Raw genomic sequence first — 19,204 nt, forward strand, 5'->3', positions numbered from 1 at the left:
GATCGTTCGTGCCAGGAGGACGTCCCTCGAAAGTCGGGCGGTTGCAGTCATCAGTTCCGCTGGAGTCCTGGTTACGCTGCAACTTGCCTTGGTCACTGCCTTTTCCGGACAGCAAGATCTCTCAGGCCTGTCGCGACTGCTTGTTGGTGTTTCGTCGACTTTTCTTGCTTTGTCGTGCCTCGGGGCGATCCTGGTCAATTTGCCGCGCCAATCACACGATTTAGATCCAGACAGTATTGAGCACGCCATTGACTTCGATCACTGGTCTGCGCCGAGCTACGAAGCAAGCAGGGTGATAGTCCGTGCAAGGCTGACTGTATTGAAGTCGGAAGACTGCGCGGCTCAGAGACAAGCGCTTTGTCTCATGGCGGCTTTCGTGTGCGAGATGGCTGGCGTCGGAATTTCATCGTCGGCGGTCGTGGCGCAAATATTTGAGTAGCTAGACGTCTCCACCTTTGATTGGCCACAGGGGAATGATTCAGTCACGGTCCGTGTCTCCAGCAAAATCCTCTGGATCTCGTTACGCTCGGTTCCGCCGTAGCCCAAGCATTCGGTGAGGCGGCGGAACGTCGTGTGGGTGACTCCGCGGCTTCGGGCCTCAGTCTCGAACTGGTCGAGCTGCGGCAGCACACCCTCGGGGTCGAGCTTCGCCGGTGGCTGTTCCTTGAGCCACGCGGCCTTGTTGCGCTCGTAGTCGATCTCTGAGTAGCCGCAGACTTCGCGGCTGTGTGCCTCGACTTCGTCCAAGGTTGCGGTCGTCATGCGGCTGAGCGCCGCATCGCCACCGTCGCCCAGGTCGATGCCCTCGCCGAAGCGGTGGGGATGCGGTGGCGGCTCATGGTCTACCTCGGCGCGTACGGTCCGCTGCGGCCGGAGGAACTGGCCGGCCTCCGCCGCCGAGACGTCGACCTCGACAACCTTCGTGTCCGCGTCCGCCTCGCCGAGCCGGAGCGGATGAACGGGCGGCGCGTCCAGGGCGACACCAAATCCGAGGCGGGCACCCGGACTGTGATTCTTCCCGCGTTCCTCCGCCGGGAGCTCCGCTGGCACCTGGAGAGCTACGCCGAGCCGGGCCCGGACGTGCTGCTCTTCGTCGGGGAGAAGGGTGCTCCCTTCCGCCGCAGCACCTTCGGGCGGAAGTGGCGGAAGGCGCGTGAGATCGTCGGGATGTCGGAGGGCTTCCGGTTCTACGACCTCAGGCACACGGGGCACACGCTGTTCACGCGCTCCGGGGCCACGCTCAAAGACACCATGGTTCGCGCCGGGCAGTCCTCGGAGAAGGGGGCGCTGATCTATCAGCACTCCGACGACGAGCGGCAAGAAGAGGTCGCCGCCGGGCTGGACGCCACCGTACGGAAGGCGCGGGCCGCTGCCAGGGACAAGGAGCCCGACAGGCGTTCTGGCACGAATCTGGCACGCGACGAGTGATCACAGCTGACAGCAAAAAGGCCCGGGTCTCTGACCTGGGCCCTAGTCGTGGAGCGGGTGACGAGAATCGAACTCGCGCTCTCAGCTTGGGAAGCTGCGATCATTCGAGGCTGAATCGGGGCGCTGACCTGCGTTGATGGCTGACCTGCACTCTCGCAGGTGCTGTCGGCTTTCACCGTGGTTCCCTGCTGTTCCCCGCTCGATCTGGTGCGGTAGTGGTGCGGAGCTGCGGCGTCCAGGAGGTGATCAGCTGACCACATTCCCTTCCCGGACCTCCTCTCTCGTCCGGGATGTCCGGCTGCTAGCGTCCGGCACCATGTGGGCTCAAGAGATCGTGGCCGGTCGACCGGCTTGGCGGCACACCCCTTCCGGAGTCGTCTTCCGGGCTGTCCCCGGTGGGACGTTCCTGATGGGTCTGTCCGACGCGGAACTGGACGCAGTTCGTGCCATTGAGCGGTCCGACGGCGCCGATGACGACCTCGAAGCGTTCTTCGCCGGTGCTGTCCAGGCCCGGCCGGTACGACAAGTGCGGGTCGAGCCGTTCTTGATCGCCCGACATCCGCTCACGGTGGCGCAAGCACGGCACTGGCTGCCCGAGTACGAGGACAGCTTCGCCGACTCGGATGCAAGCACGGCCCGCTTCGAGGACGACTTGGACGACCTGCTCGGGGCGTTGCCCTTCCGGCTGCCCAGCGAGGCGGAGTGGGAGTACGCGGCCCGGGCAGGGACGACCACTCTGACCTTCCGAGGGGACGGAAAGCCGGACGAGGACCATGTGCTGGACGACTTTGCCGACGAGGTGCGCACAGCCGCGGCTGAGAACGCCTTCGGCTTGGCGGCGATGGGGTCGGCGAACGAGGTCTGCGCCGATGTGTGGATCCCGCATTTCACGGACGCGCCGGCGGACGCACGCCCCCGTACCGGCGACGGACCGCGGGTGGTGCGAGGAGGTGGCGGCGACCTATCTCCGTGGCAGGGCTGCGACGAGTGGCTGCTGTTGCTCTCCGCCACCCGCGACGAGTCTCAGGACTTCACTGCGGTCCGCCCGGTCGCATCCCTGCCAACCAGTTAGGGGCAGGGATCTGGATGTCAGAAGGGGGCCACCTCAGAAATTTTCTGAGGTGGCCCCCTTCTGGACTGATGCCCCCGGCAGGATTCGAACCTGCGACACCCGCTTTAGGAGTTCGATCGACGGGGCGGCAATACAGCCCGATGCTGCACTGAAGCAGTTACTGAAGGCTGACTGGGACCGTCATGGTTCGCGGTTGTTGATGTCAGCGATGGATGTCAATCCGTGTGTTCCACGCAGCCGTTGCTTCTCGCCTACGCCCCGGCACGACTGGCAGCCGCGCGACCTGTGTGCTCTGTAGCTCAGCCGACGATAGTCAGCCACGACGTGACGGGACCCCTGTGCGTTCCCAAGCCGGCCAGTGCCGAACGGATGGTCACGCAGGGATGACGTCCACTGAGTAGCCCCCCGGCATACACAGGGAGGCGTCTCCCGGAGCGATGTTCTTCAGGGTGATCACGATCGGCTCTTCCGACAGCTCTACAGTGCGCGCCTGCCAGTCGCTGGTGTCGTATAGCCCTCCATTCACCGTCACCGTCGCGTCCGCGTACGTCTCGGCGGTCAACGCGATGCGTATGTCACCCGCCTTGGTGCAGGAGATTGCAGCCTCTCCCGCCACGCTCCCGTCCGGAAGGAAGGGGTGGGGCAGCTCGAAGGGGATCGTCTCGGGATCTGACACGAGGGGATTGAGGGCTGTGCTCCGCTCCGCGTCCCCTTCGGCCCCGTCCACGGGGCAGGAAACTCCCCCTCTGTGGACGCGGTAGGAACAATCGATCTCGTCGTTACGACTCGCTTCTGACCATACGGCGTATAAGACTCCTGCGACGAACAGTAAGCAGGTCGGGCCGAGCCACTTCGAAAATTTCATGTCCATGTCCCCATTACCCGTCTAGTACTGCAGCAGCAGTTGGTGTGACGAGTGGTCGGGCGGCTCGTTGAACTGGGCATGGGTGGGGACGTCACGGTTGATGAGGTGCACCGCTGGGCGGCGGGTCTGGACGCTCTGCATGCTCGGATCAGTGGGCATTTCCGGAGGTCGGAGCCGCGTCGGCGGGCAGGAGAGTACCTGCGCGGACTGCTCGCGCCGCTGGAGCGCAAGAACGGCTGGACACTGGCCGAGCAGGCCGGTGAGCTGTGCCCGGACGGCATGCAACGGCTGCTGAACCAGGCCGACTGGTCCGCCGACGCGGTCCGTGACGAGGTCCGTGGCTTCGTGCTGGAAAACCTGGGCGCCGAGGACGGTGTGCTGGCCGTGGACGAGACCGGCTTCGTCAAGAAGGGCACCCGCTCGGCCGGCGTGCAGCGGCAGTACACCGGCACTTCCGGGAAGATCGACAACTGCCAGCTGGGAGTGTTCCTGGCCTACGTCTCCGCCAAGGGGCGGGCGTTGATCGACCGGGAGCTGTACCTCCCCACTTCCTGGATCGAGGATCCGGCCCGCCGGGCGGACGCGAGGATCGGTGACGAGGTCGCCTTCCGCACCAAGCCCGCGCTGGCCCGCGCGATGCTGGAGCGGGCGGTTGCCGCGAAGGTGCCGTTTCGCTGGGTGACCGGCGACGAGGTCTACGGCCAGGACCCGGTCCTACGCGGCTGGCTGGCCGAACAGCGCCTGAGCTACGTGCTGGCAGTCGCCTCCAAACATCGATGCGGGCCGCGCGGGCAGAACGCCCGCACCGTCTCAGCGATCCTGCCGGAGCACACCTGGGAGATCCGCTCGGCCGGGGAGGGTGCCCACGGCCTGCGCGAATACGCATGGGCCCTGGTCCCGCTGCCAGGTGAGCGTGACGACGGCTTCGAAGACGCCCTGCTGATCCGGCGGTCCCTCGCCGACGGCGAGCGCGCCTACTACCTGGTGCACGCACCCGCGAACACGCCGCAGGCCGAGATCGTCCGCGCTGCTGAGGCCCGCTGGGCGATCGAAGAATGCTTCCAGGCCGCCAAGAACGAGGCCGGCCTGGACCACTACCAAGTACGCCAATACCCGGCCTGGTACCGGCACATCACCCTGGCCATGGCAGCTGCCGCCCACCTGACCGCAGTCCGGAGCACCACTCACGAAAAGGGGGACACAGCCGCGACCTCATCCGACTGAGCGTGAACGAAATCCGCCGCCTGCTGAGCAGATTCACCCACGCCGTCCGGCACGAAGCCGACCATATCCTGCACTGGTCACGCTGGCGCCGCCGCCATCAACAGCGAGCCCGCCTCAGCCACTACCGCCGCCGCGGCCACCAACCCCCGTAACTGCGGCTGCAGTACTAGGCCACTCTCGTCGTACCCCTCGGAGGCTCGCGGGCTTCGGTCGGGGCCCGTACGGGCCGCATGACATTCTGCATGACCTCGCGACAACGTTGACAAGCGCCTGGAACCAGGTGCCTGTAGATGTCGACTGTCGTCTTGACCGATCGGTGGTCCAGCCAGCGCGAGACCTCATGGACCAGAACACCGTTGGCCAAGGCGGTCGAGGCGAAGAAGCGCGCCCTCGCACCACTTCACCGGCCTTGAGATGACGACGTCTTGGCGTGAGAACCAGCCTGAGGTCGGCGGAATCTCAATGGCTGAGGCGGAACCTGTCTTCTTGCCCTGGGTCTTGTCAGGGATCTTGGTGAGCTGGGATTTTGCTGGTCAGGGGCGGTGGGCTAGTGCGCCTGGTGGTCGTCGTTGGTCGTCCTTGGCCACTGTTGAGCGACCTCGGACGGCCCAGGGACGGCCCAGCATGGGGGCGTTCGGCTGGCTGACGGCTGGGCGCCTTCGATGCGGTCCGTCTGATCCTCAGCCGACGACAGTCAGCCACGATGGCGGGTCAGCCGACCGACCAGGCGCGCGTATGTCTCGCTGCACCCCCACTAGCCTCAGCCACGCTGCCGGGACCGTCGACCAGAGCAAGCCGCGACGGCCGGCCGGTGATGACGGTGCGGAGCCCTGAGCTTGGGAAGCTCAGATGCTCCAGGGATCGAGGCCGGGTTGACCAGCGGCGGAGCAGTGTTGGCGCTGGTGGGCAGTCGACTGGTCTCCCTTGCGTTCCCCGTGGTTCCCCGCAGATCCGGCACGGGTCTGGCACGACTTCTTCGCCTCGAACTACCGGCTTGCAAGGTCATTGCGGTCCAGCATGCTGGTGGGGCGACTGTCGGGGGTCACTGGTGGTCGGCAGCGGCCGCTGTGGTGGCTGTACTTCGCTGCTGTACAGCCACCACGGCTGCTCGCCGGTAGAGCTGGCAGATGGCCGCTGCGCGGCCTGGTCGCGGTGCCTGTGCGGGGTCGTACGGGCTACCGCCCGCCTGAGTAGCGATGCAGCATATCGGGTGACGGAACGCTGGCTGAGCCCGAGCGACATCCTGCGTACGCCAAGATGTACGCAGTCCGCAGTTTGGAGAAGAAATGAACCACGCACCGGAATCGCTCCGCTTCCATATTGAATACCGCGGTTATGTAACCGCCCATCAAGTTGCCACTATGATGGCAACAGTTGATGAATCATATGAGGCGCTCTTCTATTTTTATGCACCGAACCTAAGGGAAAAGCCGCTGAACGAGTCAAAGAGGCTGCGTGTCAGACGACTTGAGACTGGCTCTAGCCTCATGCTTGAATTTATCGAGGGCGCGAAGCAAATGAGCACCTCTATCGATCCCAACTTGCGCGGAATTGCTGGCGGCGCAGCAACCGTTGCCCTTACGGGGAAGCTCCTACTGCATGTGGCAACTAGGGGAATCAAAGTGTTTCAAGACACTAAGATGAGGCAACGTGAGATCGAGGAAAGGGAGTTGAGTAACGCCGAGAAGACACAGACGCTGATCTCCAAGAAGGATGAGGAGGATCGAAAGAGGGAGGCAGAGGTCGAACTAAAAAGGGCTCAGGCGAAGATTAATGAATTGGCGCTAGAGGCTCTTGAGCAGTTTACGCAAGAGGAAGGGGATAAGCCTACCCGCGATCCTCAGCACACCGTGGACCTGCTTTGCGGACCGCTGAGTCAACTCATGCAAGTTTTGAACGGAGACAACATTGGGAATGTGACTTTGAACAACAAGTCACTGACTAGCGAGGAGCAAACTTCTTGATGACACGGTAGTCAGGTCGCTTAAATACCCAAGAAAGCTCATCGTCGGGGTCTATGAGTAGGTCGGATCGAATCCTTTTGAGGGTGGAGAGGTCCATCTCAACTATTTCGCTGCCCTCAACTGCATTGAGCGAATGGCTCAGAGCCAGGAGTTGCTTTTCAAGTTCATCGGGGTTTACCGGCCCAACAAATAGCATCCTGATTTCAGAACCTGGCGAGTGGGCGGCGCGATGAATCTCTCGTTCTTCGGAACGTCGCGTCATTACCTGCCCACGGCCTGCTAGACGTTCCGCGTACGCAGCCCCCTCGTTATGAAGCTTCTCCTGAAGTTGAGCCAAATGATCCGACGAAGCGAGCGTTAGGTAACGGAGTTGAAAAAGAGCATCGGGCTCACATGCATCCCGAAGTTCCGTTACGCTACGGAGCGACAAGTCCGCTAGTCGTTCGACATTGAATTCAAATAGATCCTCCGAGTTTCGATGCCGCTCCTCGGTCACGTGAATTTGTTCAAGTTTGTCAGAGGCGGCAAAGTCATAGAGCTTCAACTCTTCGTTCGAGACCTTCTCGCTGGACTCAGGGCCCGCAGGGATATATTGATCGAAATTAATCCCATTGTCCGCCTGGATGAGTTGTCCGTGAAAAGCGACAGGAACATTTCCGTTGTAAGCATGCAGCACTCGTGCCCAAATATTTCGCCAGGCAAGAGATTCGGCATGGGTCGCCGAGATTGGGCGAAGCTCTGCCTCCAAAATGGCTGCTGAAATCGATTCGCCCTCTGAGGTCTTTCTCTTTACCCAATCACTCACTGATTGAGCGATTTTTCGCTCAGCGCTAGTATGAGAAGTACCCCGAGACACTTCTCGAATCATGCACCCTAGGCGCTTTATGAATATTTCACCAAGCTCTTCCAGATTCCACTCTACCGGAGGGATAGCTTGCTCCGTTTTGCAGAAAATAGAATCTAGCGTATCCACGTGCCCATCCGGTATCTTTTCAAACCTTCTAGGGCTATTCGCACGTAGCGCCTCTGCCACCACTCGCTGAGACGCGGGGCCTTCCGAGTTTGAGCGAACAGCGCGGCGAATAAAGCCTGACTCCAGCGCGTCTCTAAGAACGGCATCGTCCTGATGGAATCCATAGAAGAGCGGGTTGTTATTCAGATCGGAGTCCGAGATCACGATTCCTCTGCACATCAAAATTGCCGACTTAAGGAAGAGGTCAAGGTGGTCCCTGTCGGCGGCGGTAGCGAGGACGGTATTGGAACTGGAATGAGTCTGAAGTACGGTAGGGAAGGCCAACACCGCACCATCGTCAGGAAGCTTCATTTTGACACCCTCGCATGTATTGCTGACTCAGCATCAAACCCCAGGCGGATATGGTAAGTGAGCACCTAATAACAGACTTAGCAATATAGGCTTGCATTTGTCCTTGGTTTAGCTTGATCGGTTCGATCGCGATAGATTCCATGAGATCGTTAGTAGGTGCAACCTTGTCTTCTTCGCGGGTTTCGAGTTGGATTACATGGCACGGGGTCTCTATGATTCCTGTATCCGCATGCACTTGACCGATTTTCCGGCCGTTGAGGCCGAGGTAACCCGTCTCTTCCTGCAACTCGCGGATGGCGGCCTCGATGGGTGTTTCCCCTGTCTGTAGACTTCCACGTGGGAACTCCATAGATGGTGTGCCGGAAGGATACCGGTACATATTCCATAGAAGAGTGCGGGCTCCCATGGTGGGTATTACTATTACACCCTCGTTTGACCAGGCCCAGCGCAGATATTCGCCCTTTTTTCCTGTCGGGCTTATCACGTCGTCGTTGTAGAGAGATCCATAAGAATTCCTGTAGGCGCATACCTCGCGCTTACGCATTATCGGTGAAGGGTAATCACTCATCGGCGATCTGATTCCAGGGTTGCTATGTTCACCTGAACGGCTTCGCTCTCTTCATATCCTAGGCTCAAGCCTTCGCCTTCGCGCGTTGAGGCGAAGCGATATGGTCAGAAACCAGTTGCTGGAAGAGGAGGACGAGGGGTCTATATAGCGCGGCATGGTGCATCTTGGGCTGCAGCACAGGCAAGGGTGCTGTCACACGCTAGTGCCTGGCCAGCAGGAACCCACCAGGGTCGACGGAGCGGCTTTGAGGTGGCGCTGCTTTGGCGCGAATGATCATGACTCCGTAAAGCCGTGGAGCCGACCACCCCAGCCACGACATGTCCCTTCTCTGGCAATAGGCGGCTCAGAGCGCGGCCCGGGCGCCGGCCGGGCTGCAGCGGGACGAAGGCAGGAGCGCAGGCCCGGCCGGGGGCCGGGCCGCACGCGGGGAGCGGAGCGAGCCGCCTTGAACCCGTGAAGAAGGTTGTTACTCAGCAGTGGATGCGATTCGCCACAAGGGTGCGTCGTACTTCTCCGGACGGCTGCTGATGAGCAGTTGGCGCAGGTCCTCGCGTAGGGAGCCGTTGAAGTTCAGCGCCTCGGTGATGCGGCGGAACGTCGTGTGGGTGACTCCGCGGTTCCGGGCGTCGGCCTCGAACTGGTCGAGTTGGGACAGGACTGCCTCGGGGTCGAGTTGCGCTGGTGGCTGGTCCTTGAGCCATGCGGCCTTGTTGCGCTCGTAGTCGATCTCTGAGTATCCGCAGATCTTGCGGCTGTGTGCCTCCACCTCGTCCAGGGTGGCGGTCGTCGAGATGGCGCGGGCCAGTTGGTTGCGGCTCAGTGCTTCGTCCAGGTCGACCTCATGGACGGTCGCACCGCTGTCGGTGAGAGGGACGGGAAGGCCGGCGTCCCGCATCTCGCACGTGCCGCGTACGCCTCGGGCTGTCGCCGCGAGCATCCCGGTTGCCTCGGAGGGGTGCCACTCCAGGACCGAGCTGATCGGCTCCACATCCATTGCCGTGAAGGTGTGAACGAGCGGGCCGAGCATGCCGTGCAGGTCATCAGGAGGTAGTTCGCCGTCCAGGCCGGGGCCTGCCACCAGGAGGCGGATCGGTGCGTTCACTTGGCAGCACGCGGCGAGCGTGACGGCGTCGGCGAGCGGGCTCTTGAGGGTCGGCTCATCGCCTCGGGCGAGGATGTCTCCGCCGACGTCCAGGAGGTCGATCGATTCCGGTGAGAAGTGGCTTACCAACTCTTCGAGTTGGCGGGTGATGCCTTCGACTCCGTGGTGTGGGTCGATCAGGGCGAAGGTGTGTGGGAGCTCTGCTGCGAGGCGGGGGAGGGTGGAGCCTGCTGGAGCGATCGGGCGGGCCTCGGCCGGCACTCCCCAGACTGCTGGGGTGAGGTGTTGGAGGCCGGTGAAGTTGTTCGGTCCTCGGGGGCCCGGTACCGGGTCGATCAGGAGGCGGTCCCACGCGTACGTGAGGATCACCGCCTGGTCCTCGTCGCCGTAGAGGGCGGCGTGAAGCATTGCGGCGGCGACTGCGTCGCCCCCTCCTCCTGCTGCGACGATCAACCGCTTCATGCGGTTCAGCCTACGGGTTCGGGGGTTGACCACTCATCCGATAGTGGCTACTGGCCATAGCCACTTGGCCCGGGAAAGGTGAGGAGGAGGCATGCCACAGATCGAGGAGGCTCAGCCGAAGTATCTCCAGATCGCGCACTACATCCGTGATCAGATTCTTCGGGGTGACCTGCGGCCGGGGGACGAGGTTCCCTCGGAGCGGCAGTTGGCTGCGAACTGGAAGGTGTCCCGTCCTACTGCTGCTCGGTCGTTGGAGGCGCTGAGTCATCAGGGGCTCGTGGAGAAGCGTCAGGGGTCGGGCACGTATGTGCGCAGCCTGGAGGTCAACCGGCGGGCGCGCGAGTTGTACGGGCGGGCTCGGCAGACCGGGAAGATCTACACGCCTGGTGAGTACGCCGTGATCACCTCGGCCGGTTGGATGGAGGCGCCGGATCACGTTGTTGAGGCTTTGGGTCTGGTCAAGGACCGCAGGGCTGTGCATCGGCGGCGGGTGACGAACAATCAGGACGGGCCGATCACGCTGTCGACTTCGTGGTTCGCTCCGGACGTCGGCCAGCGTGCGCCAAAGCTCCTGGAGCCGGAGCGGATCCAGGAGGGGACGCTCATGTACGTCGAGAACATGACGGGGCGCCAGGGAAGCTATGCCGAAGACCGTATGTGCGCTCGCGATGCGACGGAGGAGGAGGCTGCGGATCTTCAACTGCAATCCGGGTCCGCTGTCCTGATCGTTCATCACGTCGTCTTCGACCTTCAGGACCGGCCGTTGGAGTTCGCCGAAGCCACCTATCCGCCGCATCGCTGGGCGTTCGAGCAGGGCTACCCGCTCACCTGATGGCCTGGGAGTTGCGTCGAACCGCTTGCACAGTCCAAGTAGCTAATGCCACTATCCAGGAAGTGGCTAAGGCCACTTGGATCTGGAAGGGGGCACGGAGTGACGAGTCAGCGGCCGGACCAGGGCGCGCGTGCAACTTGCCGGGGATGTCGGGGGCGCGGTTGGAAGCGCGTCGGCTCCCGTACGGCTCTGGCGCTCTCGATGGCCAATGACCGCGTCCGTGCCACGTCGAAACGACGCTGCCTCGACTGCGACGGCAGCGGCAAGGAGTGAGTGCGGATGGCCTACTCGATCGACCGCTATCCCTCTGCGGACTCGCCACGACTCGGTGCCATGACCTTGCACCCCGTCGCAGAGTCTGTGCCTCGGGCCCGGCGCTGGTTCCGGAAGTTCATCGCCCCGTACAACCCGGCCTGCTCGATCGACGACTGCGTGTTGATGATCTCGGAGCTGGTGACCAACGCCATTCTCTACGGCCGGGCTGACGAGACCTGGATGGTGCGCGTTGCGTGGTACCGCGTGGAGACGTCGCTTCGGGTGGAGGTGCACAATCCGGGGTTCCCGGCGAGTGTGCGCATGCGGCAACCGGAGGCCAGCGACGCCCACGGACGCGGGCTGCTCCTCGTCGACTCCATCGCCGACTCGTGGCACTCCGGTCCTAGCCCCTTCGGCGGGACGGTTGTCTCGTTCGCCATGGCCGACGCCTGGTCGCCCGATGAGGTCTTCGGACCCGTTCTGTTCTGACGGCCCAGTTGTCGCTAGTCTGGTTGACCAGTTGACTTGGCCAATCTCGACAGGCGGCGGCGTTCATGGCGTATGAAGTGGAGGCACCGAAGTACGTACGCCTCGCGCAGACGATTCAGCGCCGCATCGAGGACGGCACGTATCCGCCTGGCACTCGGGTGCCCAGTGAGAACCAGCTGGTTCAGTCCTTCGGGATGTCCCGTCCGACCGTCGTAAGAGCGCTAGAGCTGCTGAAGCGCGATGGCTGGCTGGAGTCCAGGCAGGGGTACGGCACGATCGTCCGGGGGCGTCCGGAAGTTGTTGAGGGACAGGACCGGCGGGGGCGAGAGGCCCTGAATCGCGATGAGTCGCAAGCCTCGGGGCGCCTGGTCGAAGTCGCTGAAGTTCCTGTTCCCGCGAGGGTCGCCTCCGCGCTCGGACTTCCGAAGCGAGCCAAGGTACTCATGCGCCGCTTCCTGGTGGAGGAGGACGGCGAAGCGGTCGAGTTGGTATCGACGTACTTCCCCGCCGGCCTGGTGGAGGGTACGGAGTTGGCGAGCGCTGAGGTCCTGAGTGGCAGTGTGCGCGAGCATGTGGAGGCTAGGAAGAGGGTCCGCTACGACCACGTGACGGAACGGATCTCGGCTCGACTGCCTGAGAGTGGTGAAGCCGAGCTGCTGGAGTTGCCGGACGGCGTGCCCGTTCTCAGTGTCTTGGTCGTCGCGTGCGACGCTTCCGGTCAAGCCCTGCAAGTTGCTGATGTGCTGCTGCCCGCTGATCGGCAGGAACTCGAAGACACTTACCGGCTCACCTGAACCTGCTGGCCGTCTGCTGCTCGGCTGCGACGGCCTGTCTCAAGTGCGGCGGCTGGCGAGTCGGTACACCACGTATGAGAAGCCGAGGATGACGTCGACGGCTGCCCACAGGCCGATGATGAGTCCCACGCCGATGGTGGTTCCGACATCGCTCGCGTCCTCGCACAGCTTCAAGGCGTCACCGGTTCGGCCTTGGCACTCTTCGGGTGTGCCGCTGCCGCTCGCGGCGCCCGTGATCACCCAGATCAGAAACAAGATTTGGACGGCCAGGAAGAGCCACAGGAAGACGCGGTGTCGCTTCTTCGGCCGGGGTGGCGTCTCGCCCTGATAGGGGCTGTTTGGCGGGGGGCCTTGTGGTGGCGCGGACCCCTGCGAGTTGCGGGGACCCCATGACTGCGGCTCCTGAGCGCGGTGTTGTTCGTCCATGGCGCGCCCTCCTCTGTGCTGCCTGGGTTCATGGTGCGCTTGCGTTGACGATCCCGCTCGTTGGTCGCCAGCAAGCCGCTTGACAAGTCAACTTGGCATCTCTAACCCGAACTTGCTAAGTCAACTTGTCAGGTGGCGGGTTGATCGACTCAGAAGGAGAAACCTCTGTGCGTGTGATCCGCATTGACGCCTCGACCGCCACGATCCTGCTCACCGAAGCGCCGGCGCCGAAGGTGCGCGACCGGCAGACCGGGGAGATCGCTAAGGACGCCGTGAGCGGTGAGGCACTGATGACGGTCGGCGTCGTCTTCATCGACGAAGGCGAGTCGTCCCTGATCCAGGTCACCATCCCCGAGAGCGGCGTGACCGACGGGCTGACGGTCGGCGCTCCCGTCTCGCTGCCGGGCCTCATCGCCCGGCCGTGGGAGAGCGTGTTCAACGGCCAGCAGCGGCACGGCATCGCCTACCGGGCCACCGCCGTGGCTCCGGGCGCCTTCCCGATGGCACAGGCGGGCTGATCGCCGTGACCGACCTGGTGACGCTGGCCGAGTGGGGTGCGCCGCTCGCTGCGATAGGCGGCGGCGCGCTCTACGCCCGGCACGCCCACCCTGCGGCGTACTGGTCCACGGTTGGGCTGCTGGTCTCGGTGGCCCGGCTGCTGGCCTCGTACTCCTCGACCATGGGCGCGTGCGGCCTGACGGTTCCGCCGTCCCGGTGGCGGGCGCTGGCCGTCAAGGCGACCACTCGGCGGGAGGTCCGGCCGGTGCCGCCTCGGCGGGGCATGATCCGGCCCACCTCGACCGGCCTGCGGCTCCGGCTGCGGCTTGCTCCGGGGCAGGAACCTGCGGATGTGGCGGCCTCGGCCGAACGGCTGCGGCACGCCTGGGGCGTTCACGCCGTGTACGTGCGGGACGTCAAGCCCGGGGTCGTGGAACTGCGGCTCGTCGGCTTCGATGTCCTGCGGAAGGTGCGGATGCCTCGCAGGACTGGATCCGGTCCGCTTCGGGTGCCGGTGGCTCTGCGCGAGGACGCGACGGCCTTCGTACGGGACTACCGGGCCGTTCCGCATCAACTCGTCCTCGGCGCCACGCTGTCGGGCAAGTCCATGTTCCTGCGCAACCTGCTCACCGGGCTGGCCGCTCAGCCGATCGTCCTCGTCGGGATCGACTGCAAGCGGGGTGTGGAGCTGGCGCCGTTCGCGGCCCGGCTCTCCGCCCTGGCCACCGACCCGGTACAGGCGGCCGAGCTGCTGCCCGTGTTGGTGAAGGAGATGGAGGACCGCTACGACCTGATCAAGGCACGGCAGGGCATCGGCCCAGGGACCCCGGATGAGCTGATCACCTCGGACATCTGGGGCCTGCCGGACGACGAACGCCCCGCTCCCATCGTGCTGTTCATCGACGAGGTGGCGGAACTCTTCCTCGTCGCCACCAGGAAGGAGGAGGAACGGCGGGACGAGATGGTCACCCAGCTCATCCGCCTTGCCCAGCTCGGGCGTGCGGCCGGCATCTATCTGGAGGTCTGCGGGCAGCGCTTCGGCGCCGAGCTGGGCAAGGGCGCCACCATGCTGCGGGCCCAGCTGACCGGCCGGGTCTGCCACCGCGTCAACGACGAAGCCTCCGCCAAGATGGCGCTCGGGGACATCGCACCTGAGGCGGTCTACGCGGCCTGCGGCATCGCGCCCGAGCTGCCCGGCCTCGCCGTCGTCGGCGACACGTCCGGCGGTTGGTCCCGCATCCGTACGCCTCACCTCTCCCTTGCCGAAGCGGCGGCCATCTGCCGCGAGACCGCTCACCTCGCACCCGACGTGCCCGCGCTCGTGCCCTTCCGCCCCTACGTCCCGCCCGCGCCCGTGGAGGCGTCTGGGCCGCCCGTAGCAACTCCTCGCCCCGTCGTCGAGTAGCCGCACTCGCTCCCACGGTCGGCGCGACCGTCCCGCGCCACGTCCCTACCCCACCCATGCCTGAAACCGGAAGGAGTCGCGCCGTGCGTGCCCTGCCCGTCCGTGTGGACGCCGTACTCGTCCAGGCGCTCATCGCCGCCGCGCTGTCCTTCGCCCACCTGCACGACCTCGCCTCCGCCGCCGGACAGGACGGCTGGAAGGCGTGGGCCTACCCGGTCTCCGTCGACCTGCTGATGGTGGCGGCCTGGCGGCGGCTCCGCTCGGGGGAGGCGAAAGCCGCCGGATGGTGCTGGTTCCTCGTCGCACTGGTCGCTTCCCTCGGTGCCAACGTCGCCACCGCCGGACTGCTCGACCTGGACGACGTTCCCGCCTGGCTGCGCATCCTCGTCGCCGGCTGGCCCGCGGTCGCCTTCCTCGGCGGCACGCTCCTCGCCCACGGCGCACCCAAGACACCCCGCGCCATGGCCGACACCGAACCGCCCTCGACGGTCACGGACTCGGCACCTCAACCGCACGCCACAGAGGTGGCGCCTCCTGTGACGGTGGCCGAGCTGCCATCCGTCGAAGCCGGATCGGCTCCGCCCTCACCCGCCCCCGTACCGCCCGCCCTCGTCGCCCTCGCCCGGAAGGTCGCCGACGAACACCACGCCCGAACCGGCACCCCCATCGACACCTCGACCCTTCGCGCCCGGCTCGGCGTCCCGATGCCACTGGCCGAAGCCATCGCCACTCAACTCACCTGACCCGGAGGACTTTCCACCTTGCGACCGTCCACGCTCCGCGCGCTCAAGCGTGCCGTCGAGCTGACCCGACAGAACCGCCTCACCGAAGCCGTGCTCATCGCCGAACCGGTGATCCTCGCCGCCGACAGCTACGAGGGCGACGAGATCTTGCGCTGGCTCGCCGACCACGTCACCGACTTCACCGGCGAAACCCCCAACGACCAGAAGGAGAACCCCTGATGCCCGCCAACCGCCGCTTCCGCAACCTCGTCCGCATCGGTCCCGTCCAGGTCGGCACCTACTACGACGGCCGTGGCCGTGAGAAGCACACCGCCGCCTGCACCGCCCCGCGCTGCGGCTTCTCGACCGACTACGACAGCCGGGCCGCCGCCGAACTGGCCGCGCGCACCCACCGCTGCGCCGTCCGCTGACCCGAGACGACACCCGAGGAGATCCCGTGACCATCTCGCTGCCGCTCGTCTTCGTCCTGGGCGTCATCGCCTGGGCCGCGATCAAGTTCCTCGGCGTCCGCCTGTGGGTCGCCGCCGTGATCGCGCTGTTCGGCTTCTGGCTCTCGCACACCGTCCTCGCCCCGGCCATCGAGTCCGGCACCCGCTCCGGAGGCGACGTCGTCAACGGCACCCGCGACTGAGCCAACGACCGCAAGCACCGCAAAGGAGACCCGCCGTGTTCCGCCCCAAGCTGCCCGACACCCCGCACGTCCCGAGCATCACCACGCACATCCCGCAGAACCACGCCCCGGTTCCGGCTCACTCCGTCGGCCGCCCGGTCGCCCCGTTCGTGGGCGTCGGTGTCGGCGCGGTCGCCGCCGTGGTCGTCGTGGGTGTCGTCCTCACCGCGCTCCTGGCGGCGGTCGCCGTCTCGGCCATCTCCGTGGCCATCGCCGCCGTCGTCCTGCGCTCCCTCGTCAACAACGCGCACAAGCGCTGACCGGCCGCCGGGGCGGCAACAAGCCGCCAAGCATCCCGCCGCCCCGGGGCCGTCCCTCCCAACCGCCGAAACAGCCGAAAGGAACACCCATCATCACCCGGCAGACTCCGCCCCCGCTGGCGGAACTCTCCTTGCTCGCCTCACTCGGTACCCTGCCCGAACTGGCCCGCCAACTCTCCGGCCTGGGCGGCTGCACCCACCCCGTACGCCTCGACGGCCACCGCACCGAGTACGCCGTCGACACGACGACCGGTGAGGTCGGACGCGTCCTGCACCACCTCGACTCCACCGCCCTCCCCGCCGGAAACCTCCTCGTCCGCTGCAACAACCGCCGTGCCACCCGCTGCGCGGCCTGCGCGGAGGTCTACCGCCGCGACACCTTCCACCTGATCACCGCCGGACTGCGCGGCGGCAAGGGCGCCCCCGAACAGGTCGGCACGCACCCGCGGGTCTTCGCCACCTTCACCGCGCCGAGCTTCGGCCCGGTCCACAACCGTCCCTCCAGCGGGCGGCCCTGCCGCTGCGGTGCCCGGCACGACGACACAGACCCGGTCCTCGGTACGCCCCTCGATCCGGACACGTACGACTACGAAGCGGCCGTGCTCTGGAACGCCCACGCCGGGGCCCTGTGGCGCCGGTTCTCCATCTACCTCCGCCGTGAGGTCGCCAAGCTGGCCGTCCTCACCCAACGCGCCTTCCGCGACCACGCCCGCATCTCCTTCGCCAAGGTCGCCGAGTACCAGAAGCGCGGAGCCGTCCACTTCCACGCGGTCATCCGCCTCGACGGCCCCGAAGGCGGCGACACCTCGCCCCCGGCCTGGGCCACGGCCGAGCTGCTGAGCGACGCGATCCATGCCGCTGCTGCCGCCGCCCGTGTCAGTGGTCCGACTGTCGACGGACGGGCCCACACCTTCACCTTCGGCCGTCAGCTCGACGTCCGTCCGATCCGCTCGGCCGACTTCGACGGCGGCCAGGAGCTGACCGAGCGGGCCGTAGCGGCGTACATCGCCAAGTACGCCACCAAGGGCGCCGAGACGACGACCGGCACCCTTGACCGGCCGATCCGCTTCCTCGCCGAGCTGGCCGGGGCCCGGATCACCGACCACGCCCGACGCATGATCCGAACCGCCTGGACCCTCGGCGCACGCCCCGAGCTGGCAGATCTCCGCCTACGCGCCTGGGCGCACATGCTCGGCTTCCGCGGCCACTTCTCCACCAAGTCCCGCCGCTACTCCACCACCCTCGGCGCACTCCGGGACGCCCGCGCCGACTGGCGCCGAGCACAAGCGGCCCCGCCCGCATCCCAGGACGGCGAAACCACGCTCGTCCTCGCCCACTGGGTCTTCGCCGGTACGGGTCTCAGCGCGGGCGAGACCTGGCTTTCCGCGTCCCTTGAACCCGCTCCCGGAACGGAAGGAGAGCCGACCACATGAACGACCGCTACCTGTCCGTCGACCAGGTCGCCGAGCTGCTGGGCACGACCGCCCGCTTTCCCCGGCGGCTCATCGAGGAGCGGCGTATTCGATATGTGAAGGTCGGCCGTCACGTTCGCATCCCCGAGAGCGCCCTTCACGAGTACCTGGACTCTCGGACCGTCGAGCCGATCCGGCTCCGCCGTACCGGACTTCGGAGGGCCGCCTGATGGCCAACAAGAAGGGCAGACGTCGCCGCTTCGGAGCCGTGCGGCAGTACCGGTCCGGGAAGTGGACGGCGTCCTACCTTGCTCCCGACAACGAGCGTGTGCGTGCACCCGAGACCTTCGAGACGAAGAAGGACGCTGAGATCTGGCTGTCCCAGGTTGAGGCGGATCTCAGCCGGGGCGACTGGCGCGCTCCCGACGCGGGCGCCGTGAACTTCCGTGAGTACGCCGAGAAATGGGTCGAGGAGCGGGAGTTGGCCGTACGGACGGTGGACCTGTACCAACACCTTCTTCGGCTCTACATCCTCCCGACCTTCGGCACACTCGACCTGGACGAGATCACCGCACCTCGCGTCCGTGAATGGCGGGCGGAGCGACTTCGGGCGACCAGCGCCAAGACAACCGTCGCCAAGGCATACCGGCTGCTCAAAGGCATCATGGAAACGGCCGTCGATGACGACCTGATCAGTCGCAACCCGTGCCGAATCAAGGGCGCGGGCAAGGAGTCCGCTGCTGAGCGCCGGATCGCCACCGTTGTCCAGGTCGACGCGCTCGCCGAAGCGATCGGTATCCGCTGGCGCCTCATGGTCTACCTCGGGGCGTACGGGCCGATGCGGCCCGAAGAACTGGCCGGTCTCCGGCGCCGAGACGTCGACCTCGACAACCTTGTGATCCGTGTCCGCGTCGCCGAGCCCGAGCGGACCAACGGGAAGCGCGCTCCCGGAGCCACCAAGTCCGATGCGGGCGCCCGCCTCGTCGTCCTGCCGGCCTTCCTGGAGAAGGACGTCAAGCGCCACCTCGCCTGGTACGCGGAGAAGGGGCCCGATGGACTTCTCTTCGTCGGGGAGAAGGGCGCTGCCTTCCGCCGCACGTCCTTCGGCCGGAAGTGGCGTCGTGCCCGTGCAGCTGCGGGCCTGCCGGACGGCTTCCGCTTCTACGACCTTCGCCACACCGGGCACACGCTGTCCACGCGCTCCGGCGCCACGCTCAAAGACACCATGGTTCGGGCGGGACAGTCCTCTGAGAAGGCTGCGCTGATCTACCAGCACTCCGACGACGAGCGGCAGCGCGACTTGGCGGCTGGCCTTGACGAGATGGTGCGCGCCGAGCGTGCGAAGAACCACACGGGCGACTCCGCGCACCACAAGGAGGAGGCCACCGGGACGTAGCCGAGTCCTTATGGT

At 65.4% G+C, this 19,204-nt stretch carries 22 protein-coding genes and 1 pseudogene; 17 read left to right on the forward strand and 6 right to left on the reverse strand.

The window, feature by feature from the left end; genetic code table 11:
- Positions 1-342: 342 nt before the first annotated feature.
- Positions 343-747, reverse strand: coding sequence for a hypothetical protein (locus tag JIX55_RS51525; protein ID WP_443046544.1), 405 nt, complete (start codon positions 745-747; stop codon positions 343-345).
- 6 nt (positions 748-753) lie between these two features.
- Between JIX55_RS51525 and JIX55_RS27940 the strand changes: the two are divergent.
- Both JIX55_RS27940 and JIX55_RS27945 read left to right on the forward strand, forming a co-directional pair.
- Positions 754-1,428 (forward strand): annotated as a pseudogene (locus JIX55_RS27940) (tyrosine-type recombinase/integrase); the annotation flags it as partial.
- Positions 1,429-1,744: 316 nt separating this feature from the next.
- The gene (locus JIX55_RS27945) at positions 1,745-2,500 is read left to right on the forward strand and encodes a formylglycine-generating enzyme family protein (RefSeq protein ID WP_257566011.1); all 756 of its coding nucleotides are present in this window, start codon (positions 1,745-1,747) and stop codon (positions 2,498-2,500) included.
- Between the two features lie 373 nt (positions 2,501-2,873).
- Here JIX55_RS27945 and JIX55_RS27950 read toward each other — a convergent pair whose 3' ends face one another.
- On the reverse strand, positions 2,874-3,227 hold the full coding sequence (locus JIX55_RS27950; protein WP_257566012.1) for a hypothetical protein: 354 nt from the start codon (positions 3,225-3,227) through the stop codon (positions 2,874-2,876).
- 216 nt (positions 3,228-3,443) lie between these two features.
- Between JIX55_RS27950 and JIX55_RS27955 the strand changes: the two genes are divergently transcribed.
- Both JIX55_RS27955 and JIX55_RS27960 read left to right on the forward strand, forming a co-directional pair.
- The gene (locus JIX55_RS27955; RefSeq protein WP_257566013.1) at positions 3,444-4,589 is read left to right on the forward strand and encodes an IS701 family transposase; all 1,146 of its coding nucleotides are present in this window, start codon (positions 3,444-3,446) and stop codon (positions 4,587-4,589) included.
- 1,286 nt (positions 4,590-5,875) lie between these two features.
- The gene (locus JIX55_RS27960; protein ID WP_257566014.1) at positions 5,876-6,553 is read left to right on the forward strand and encodes a hypothetical protein; all 678 of its coding nucleotides are present in this window, start codon (positions 5,876-5,878) and stop codon (positions 6,551-6,553) included.
- On the opposite strand, the gene JIX55_RS27965 is transcribed toward JIX55_RS27960, so the two are convergent.
- The 3 genes from JIX55_RS27965 to JIX55_RS27975 all read right to left on the reverse strand — a co-directional run bounded on the left by JIX55_RS27965 (position 6,531) and on the right by JIX55_RS27975 (position 10,009).
- The gene (locus tag JIX55_RS27965) at positions 6,531-7,877 is read right to left on the reverse strand and encodes a hypothetical protein (protein ID WP_257566015.1); all 1,347 of its coding nucleotides are present in this window, start codon (positions 7,875-7,877) and stop codon (positions 6,531-6,533) included. The genes JIX55_RS27960 and JIX55_RS27965 overlap by 23 nt on opposite strands.
- Positions 7,864-8,421 carry an NUDIX hydrolase gene (locus JIX55_RS27970; RefSeq protein ID WP_257566016.1) on the reverse strand — a complete coding sequence of 186 codons (558 nt, stop codon included), beginning with the start codon at positions 8,419-8,421 and terminating at the stop codon, positions 7,864-7,866. Before JIX55_RS27970 ends, JIX55_RS27965 begins: the two co-directional genes overlap by 14 nt.
- Before the next feature lie 490 nt (positions 8,422-8,911).
- Positions 8,912-10,009 (reverse strand): DUF1152 domain-containing protein, encoded by a 1,098-nt coding sequence (locus JIX55_RS27975; protein ID WP_257566017.1) that lies wholly within the window; start codon positions 10,007-10,009, stop codon positions 8,912-8,914.
- Between the two features lie 91 nt (positions 10,010-10,100).
- Here JIX55_RS27975 and JIX55_RS27980 point away from each other — a divergent pair, with 91 nt between their 5' ends.
- The 3 genes from JIX55_RS27980 (at position 10,101) to JIX55_RS27990 (ending at position 12,379) form a co-directional block, all read left to right on the forward strand.
- Positions 10,101-10,841: a GntR family transcriptional regulator gene (locus JIX55_RS27980; RefSeq protein WP_257566018.1), complete on the forward strand. Its 741-nt coding sequence runs from the start codon at positions 10,101-10,103 to the stop codon at positions 10,839-10,841.
- A gap of 279 nt (positions 10,842-11,120) precedes the next feature.
- The gene (locus JIX55_RS27985) at positions 11,121-11,585 is read left to right on the forward strand and encodes an ATP-binding protein (protein ID WP_257566019.1); all 465 of its coding nucleotides are present in this window, start codon (positions 11,121-11,123) and stop codon (positions 11,583-11,585) included.
- Positions 11,586-11,650: 65 nt separating this feature from the next.
- Positions 11,651-12,379 carry a GntR family transcriptional regulator gene (locus JIX55_RS27990; RefSeq protein ID WP_257566020.1) on the forward strand — a complete coding sequence of 243 codons (729 nt, stop codon included), beginning with the start codon at positions 11,651-11,653 and terminating at the stop codon, positions 12,377-12,379.
- A 39-nt stretch (positions 12,380-12,418) separates the two neighbouring features.
- Here the strand turns inward: JIX55_RS27990 and JIX55_RS27995 are convergent, their stop codons facing one another.
- A complete protein-coding gene (locus tag JIX55_RS27995) occupies positions 12,419-12,805 on the reverse strand; it encodes an OPT/YSL family transporter (RefSeq protein ID WP_257566021.1) in 387 nt (128 codons plus the stop codon).
- Between the two features lie 167 nt (positions 12,806-12,972).
- Here JIX55_RS27995 and JIX55_RS28000 point away from each other — a divergent pair, with 167 nt between their 5' ends.
- The 10 genes from JIX55_RS28000 to JIX55_RS28045 all read left to right on the forward strand — a co-directional run bounded on the left by JIX55_RS28000 (position 12,973) and on the right by JIX55_RS28045 (position 19,189).
- On the forward strand, positions 12,973-13,323 hold the full coding sequence (locus tag JIX55_RS28000; RefSeq protein WP_033530342.1) for an SCO3933 family regulatory protein: 351 nt from the start codon (positions 12,973-12,975) through the stop codon (positions 13,321-13,323).
- A gap of 5 nt (positions 13,324-13,328) precedes the next feature.
- Positions 13,329-14,708: an FtsK/SpoIIIE domain-containing protein gene (locus tag JIX55_RS28005; RefSeq protein WP_257566022.1), complete on the forward strand. Its 1,380-nt coding sequence runs from the start codon at positions 13,329-13,331 to the stop codon at positions 14,706-14,708.
- Positions 14,709-14,791: 83 nt separating this feature from the next.
- The gene (locus JIX55_RS28010; RefSeq protein ID WP_257566023.1) at positions 14,792-15,451 is read left to right on the forward strand and encodes a DUF2637 domain-containing protein; all 660 of its coding nucleotides are present in this window, start codon (positions 14,792-14,794) and stop codon (positions 15,449-15,451) included.
- A gap of 18 nt (positions 15,452-15,469) precedes the next feature.
- Positions 15,470-15,670 carry a hypothetical protein gene (locus JIX55_RS28015; RefSeq protein ID WP_257566024.1) on the forward strand — a complete coding sequence of 67 codons (201 nt, stop codon included), beginning with the start codon at positions 15,470-15,472 and terminating at the stop codon, positions 15,668-15,670.
- Complete coding sequence (locus JIX55_RS28020; protein WP_033530338.1) at positions 15,670-15,861, forward strand: mobile element transfer protein; 192 nt, start codon at positions 15,670-15,672, stop codon at positions 15,859-15,861. The genes JIX55_RS28015 and JIX55_RS28020 overlap by 1 nt, the downstream gene beginning before the upstream one ends.
- 26 nt (positions 15,862-15,887) lie before the next feature.
- Complete coding sequence (locus tag JIX55_RS28025) at positions 15,888-16,082, forward strand: hypothetical protein (RefSeq protein WP_257566025.1); 195 nt, start codon at positions 15,888-15,890, stop codon at positions 16,080-16,082.
- Between the two features lie 35 nt (positions 16,083-16,117).
- Positions 16,118-16,381, forward strand: a complete 264-nt coding sequence (locus JIX55_RS28030; protein ID WP_257566026.1) for a SpdD protein — start codon at positions 16,118-16,120, stop codon at positions 16,379-16,381.
- A 131-nt stretch (positions 16,382-16,512) separates the two neighbouring features.
- On the forward strand, positions 16,513-17,814 hold the full coding sequence (locus JIX55_RS28035; RefSeq protein ID WP_257566027.1) for a replication initiator: 1,302 nt from the start codon (positions 16,513-16,515) through the stop codon (positions 17,812-17,814).
- On the forward strand, positions 17,811-18,023 hold the full coding sequence (locus JIX55_RS28040; RefSeq protein WP_033530334.1) for an excisionase family DNA-binding protein: 213 nt from the start codon (positions 17,811-17,813) through the stop codon (positions 18,021-18,023). The genes JIX55_RS28035 and JIX55_RS28040 overlap by 4 nt, the downstream gene beginning before the upstream one ends.
- Positions 18,023-19,189: a tyrosine-type recombinase/integrase gene (locus JIX55_RS28045; protein ID WP_257566028.1), complete on the forward strand. Its 1,167-nt coding sequence runs from the start codon at positions 18,023-18,025 to the stop codon at positions 19,187-19,189. The genes JIX55_RS28040 and JIX55_RS28045 overlap by 1 nt, the downstream gene beginning before the upstream one ends.
- Positions 19,190-19,204 lie beyond the last annotated feature (15 nt).

The sequence above is a fragment of the Streptomyces sp. DSM 40750 genome (assembly GCF_024612035.1).
GTDB lineage: Bacteria > Actinomycetota > Actinomycetes > Streptomycetales > Streptomycetaceae > Streptomyces.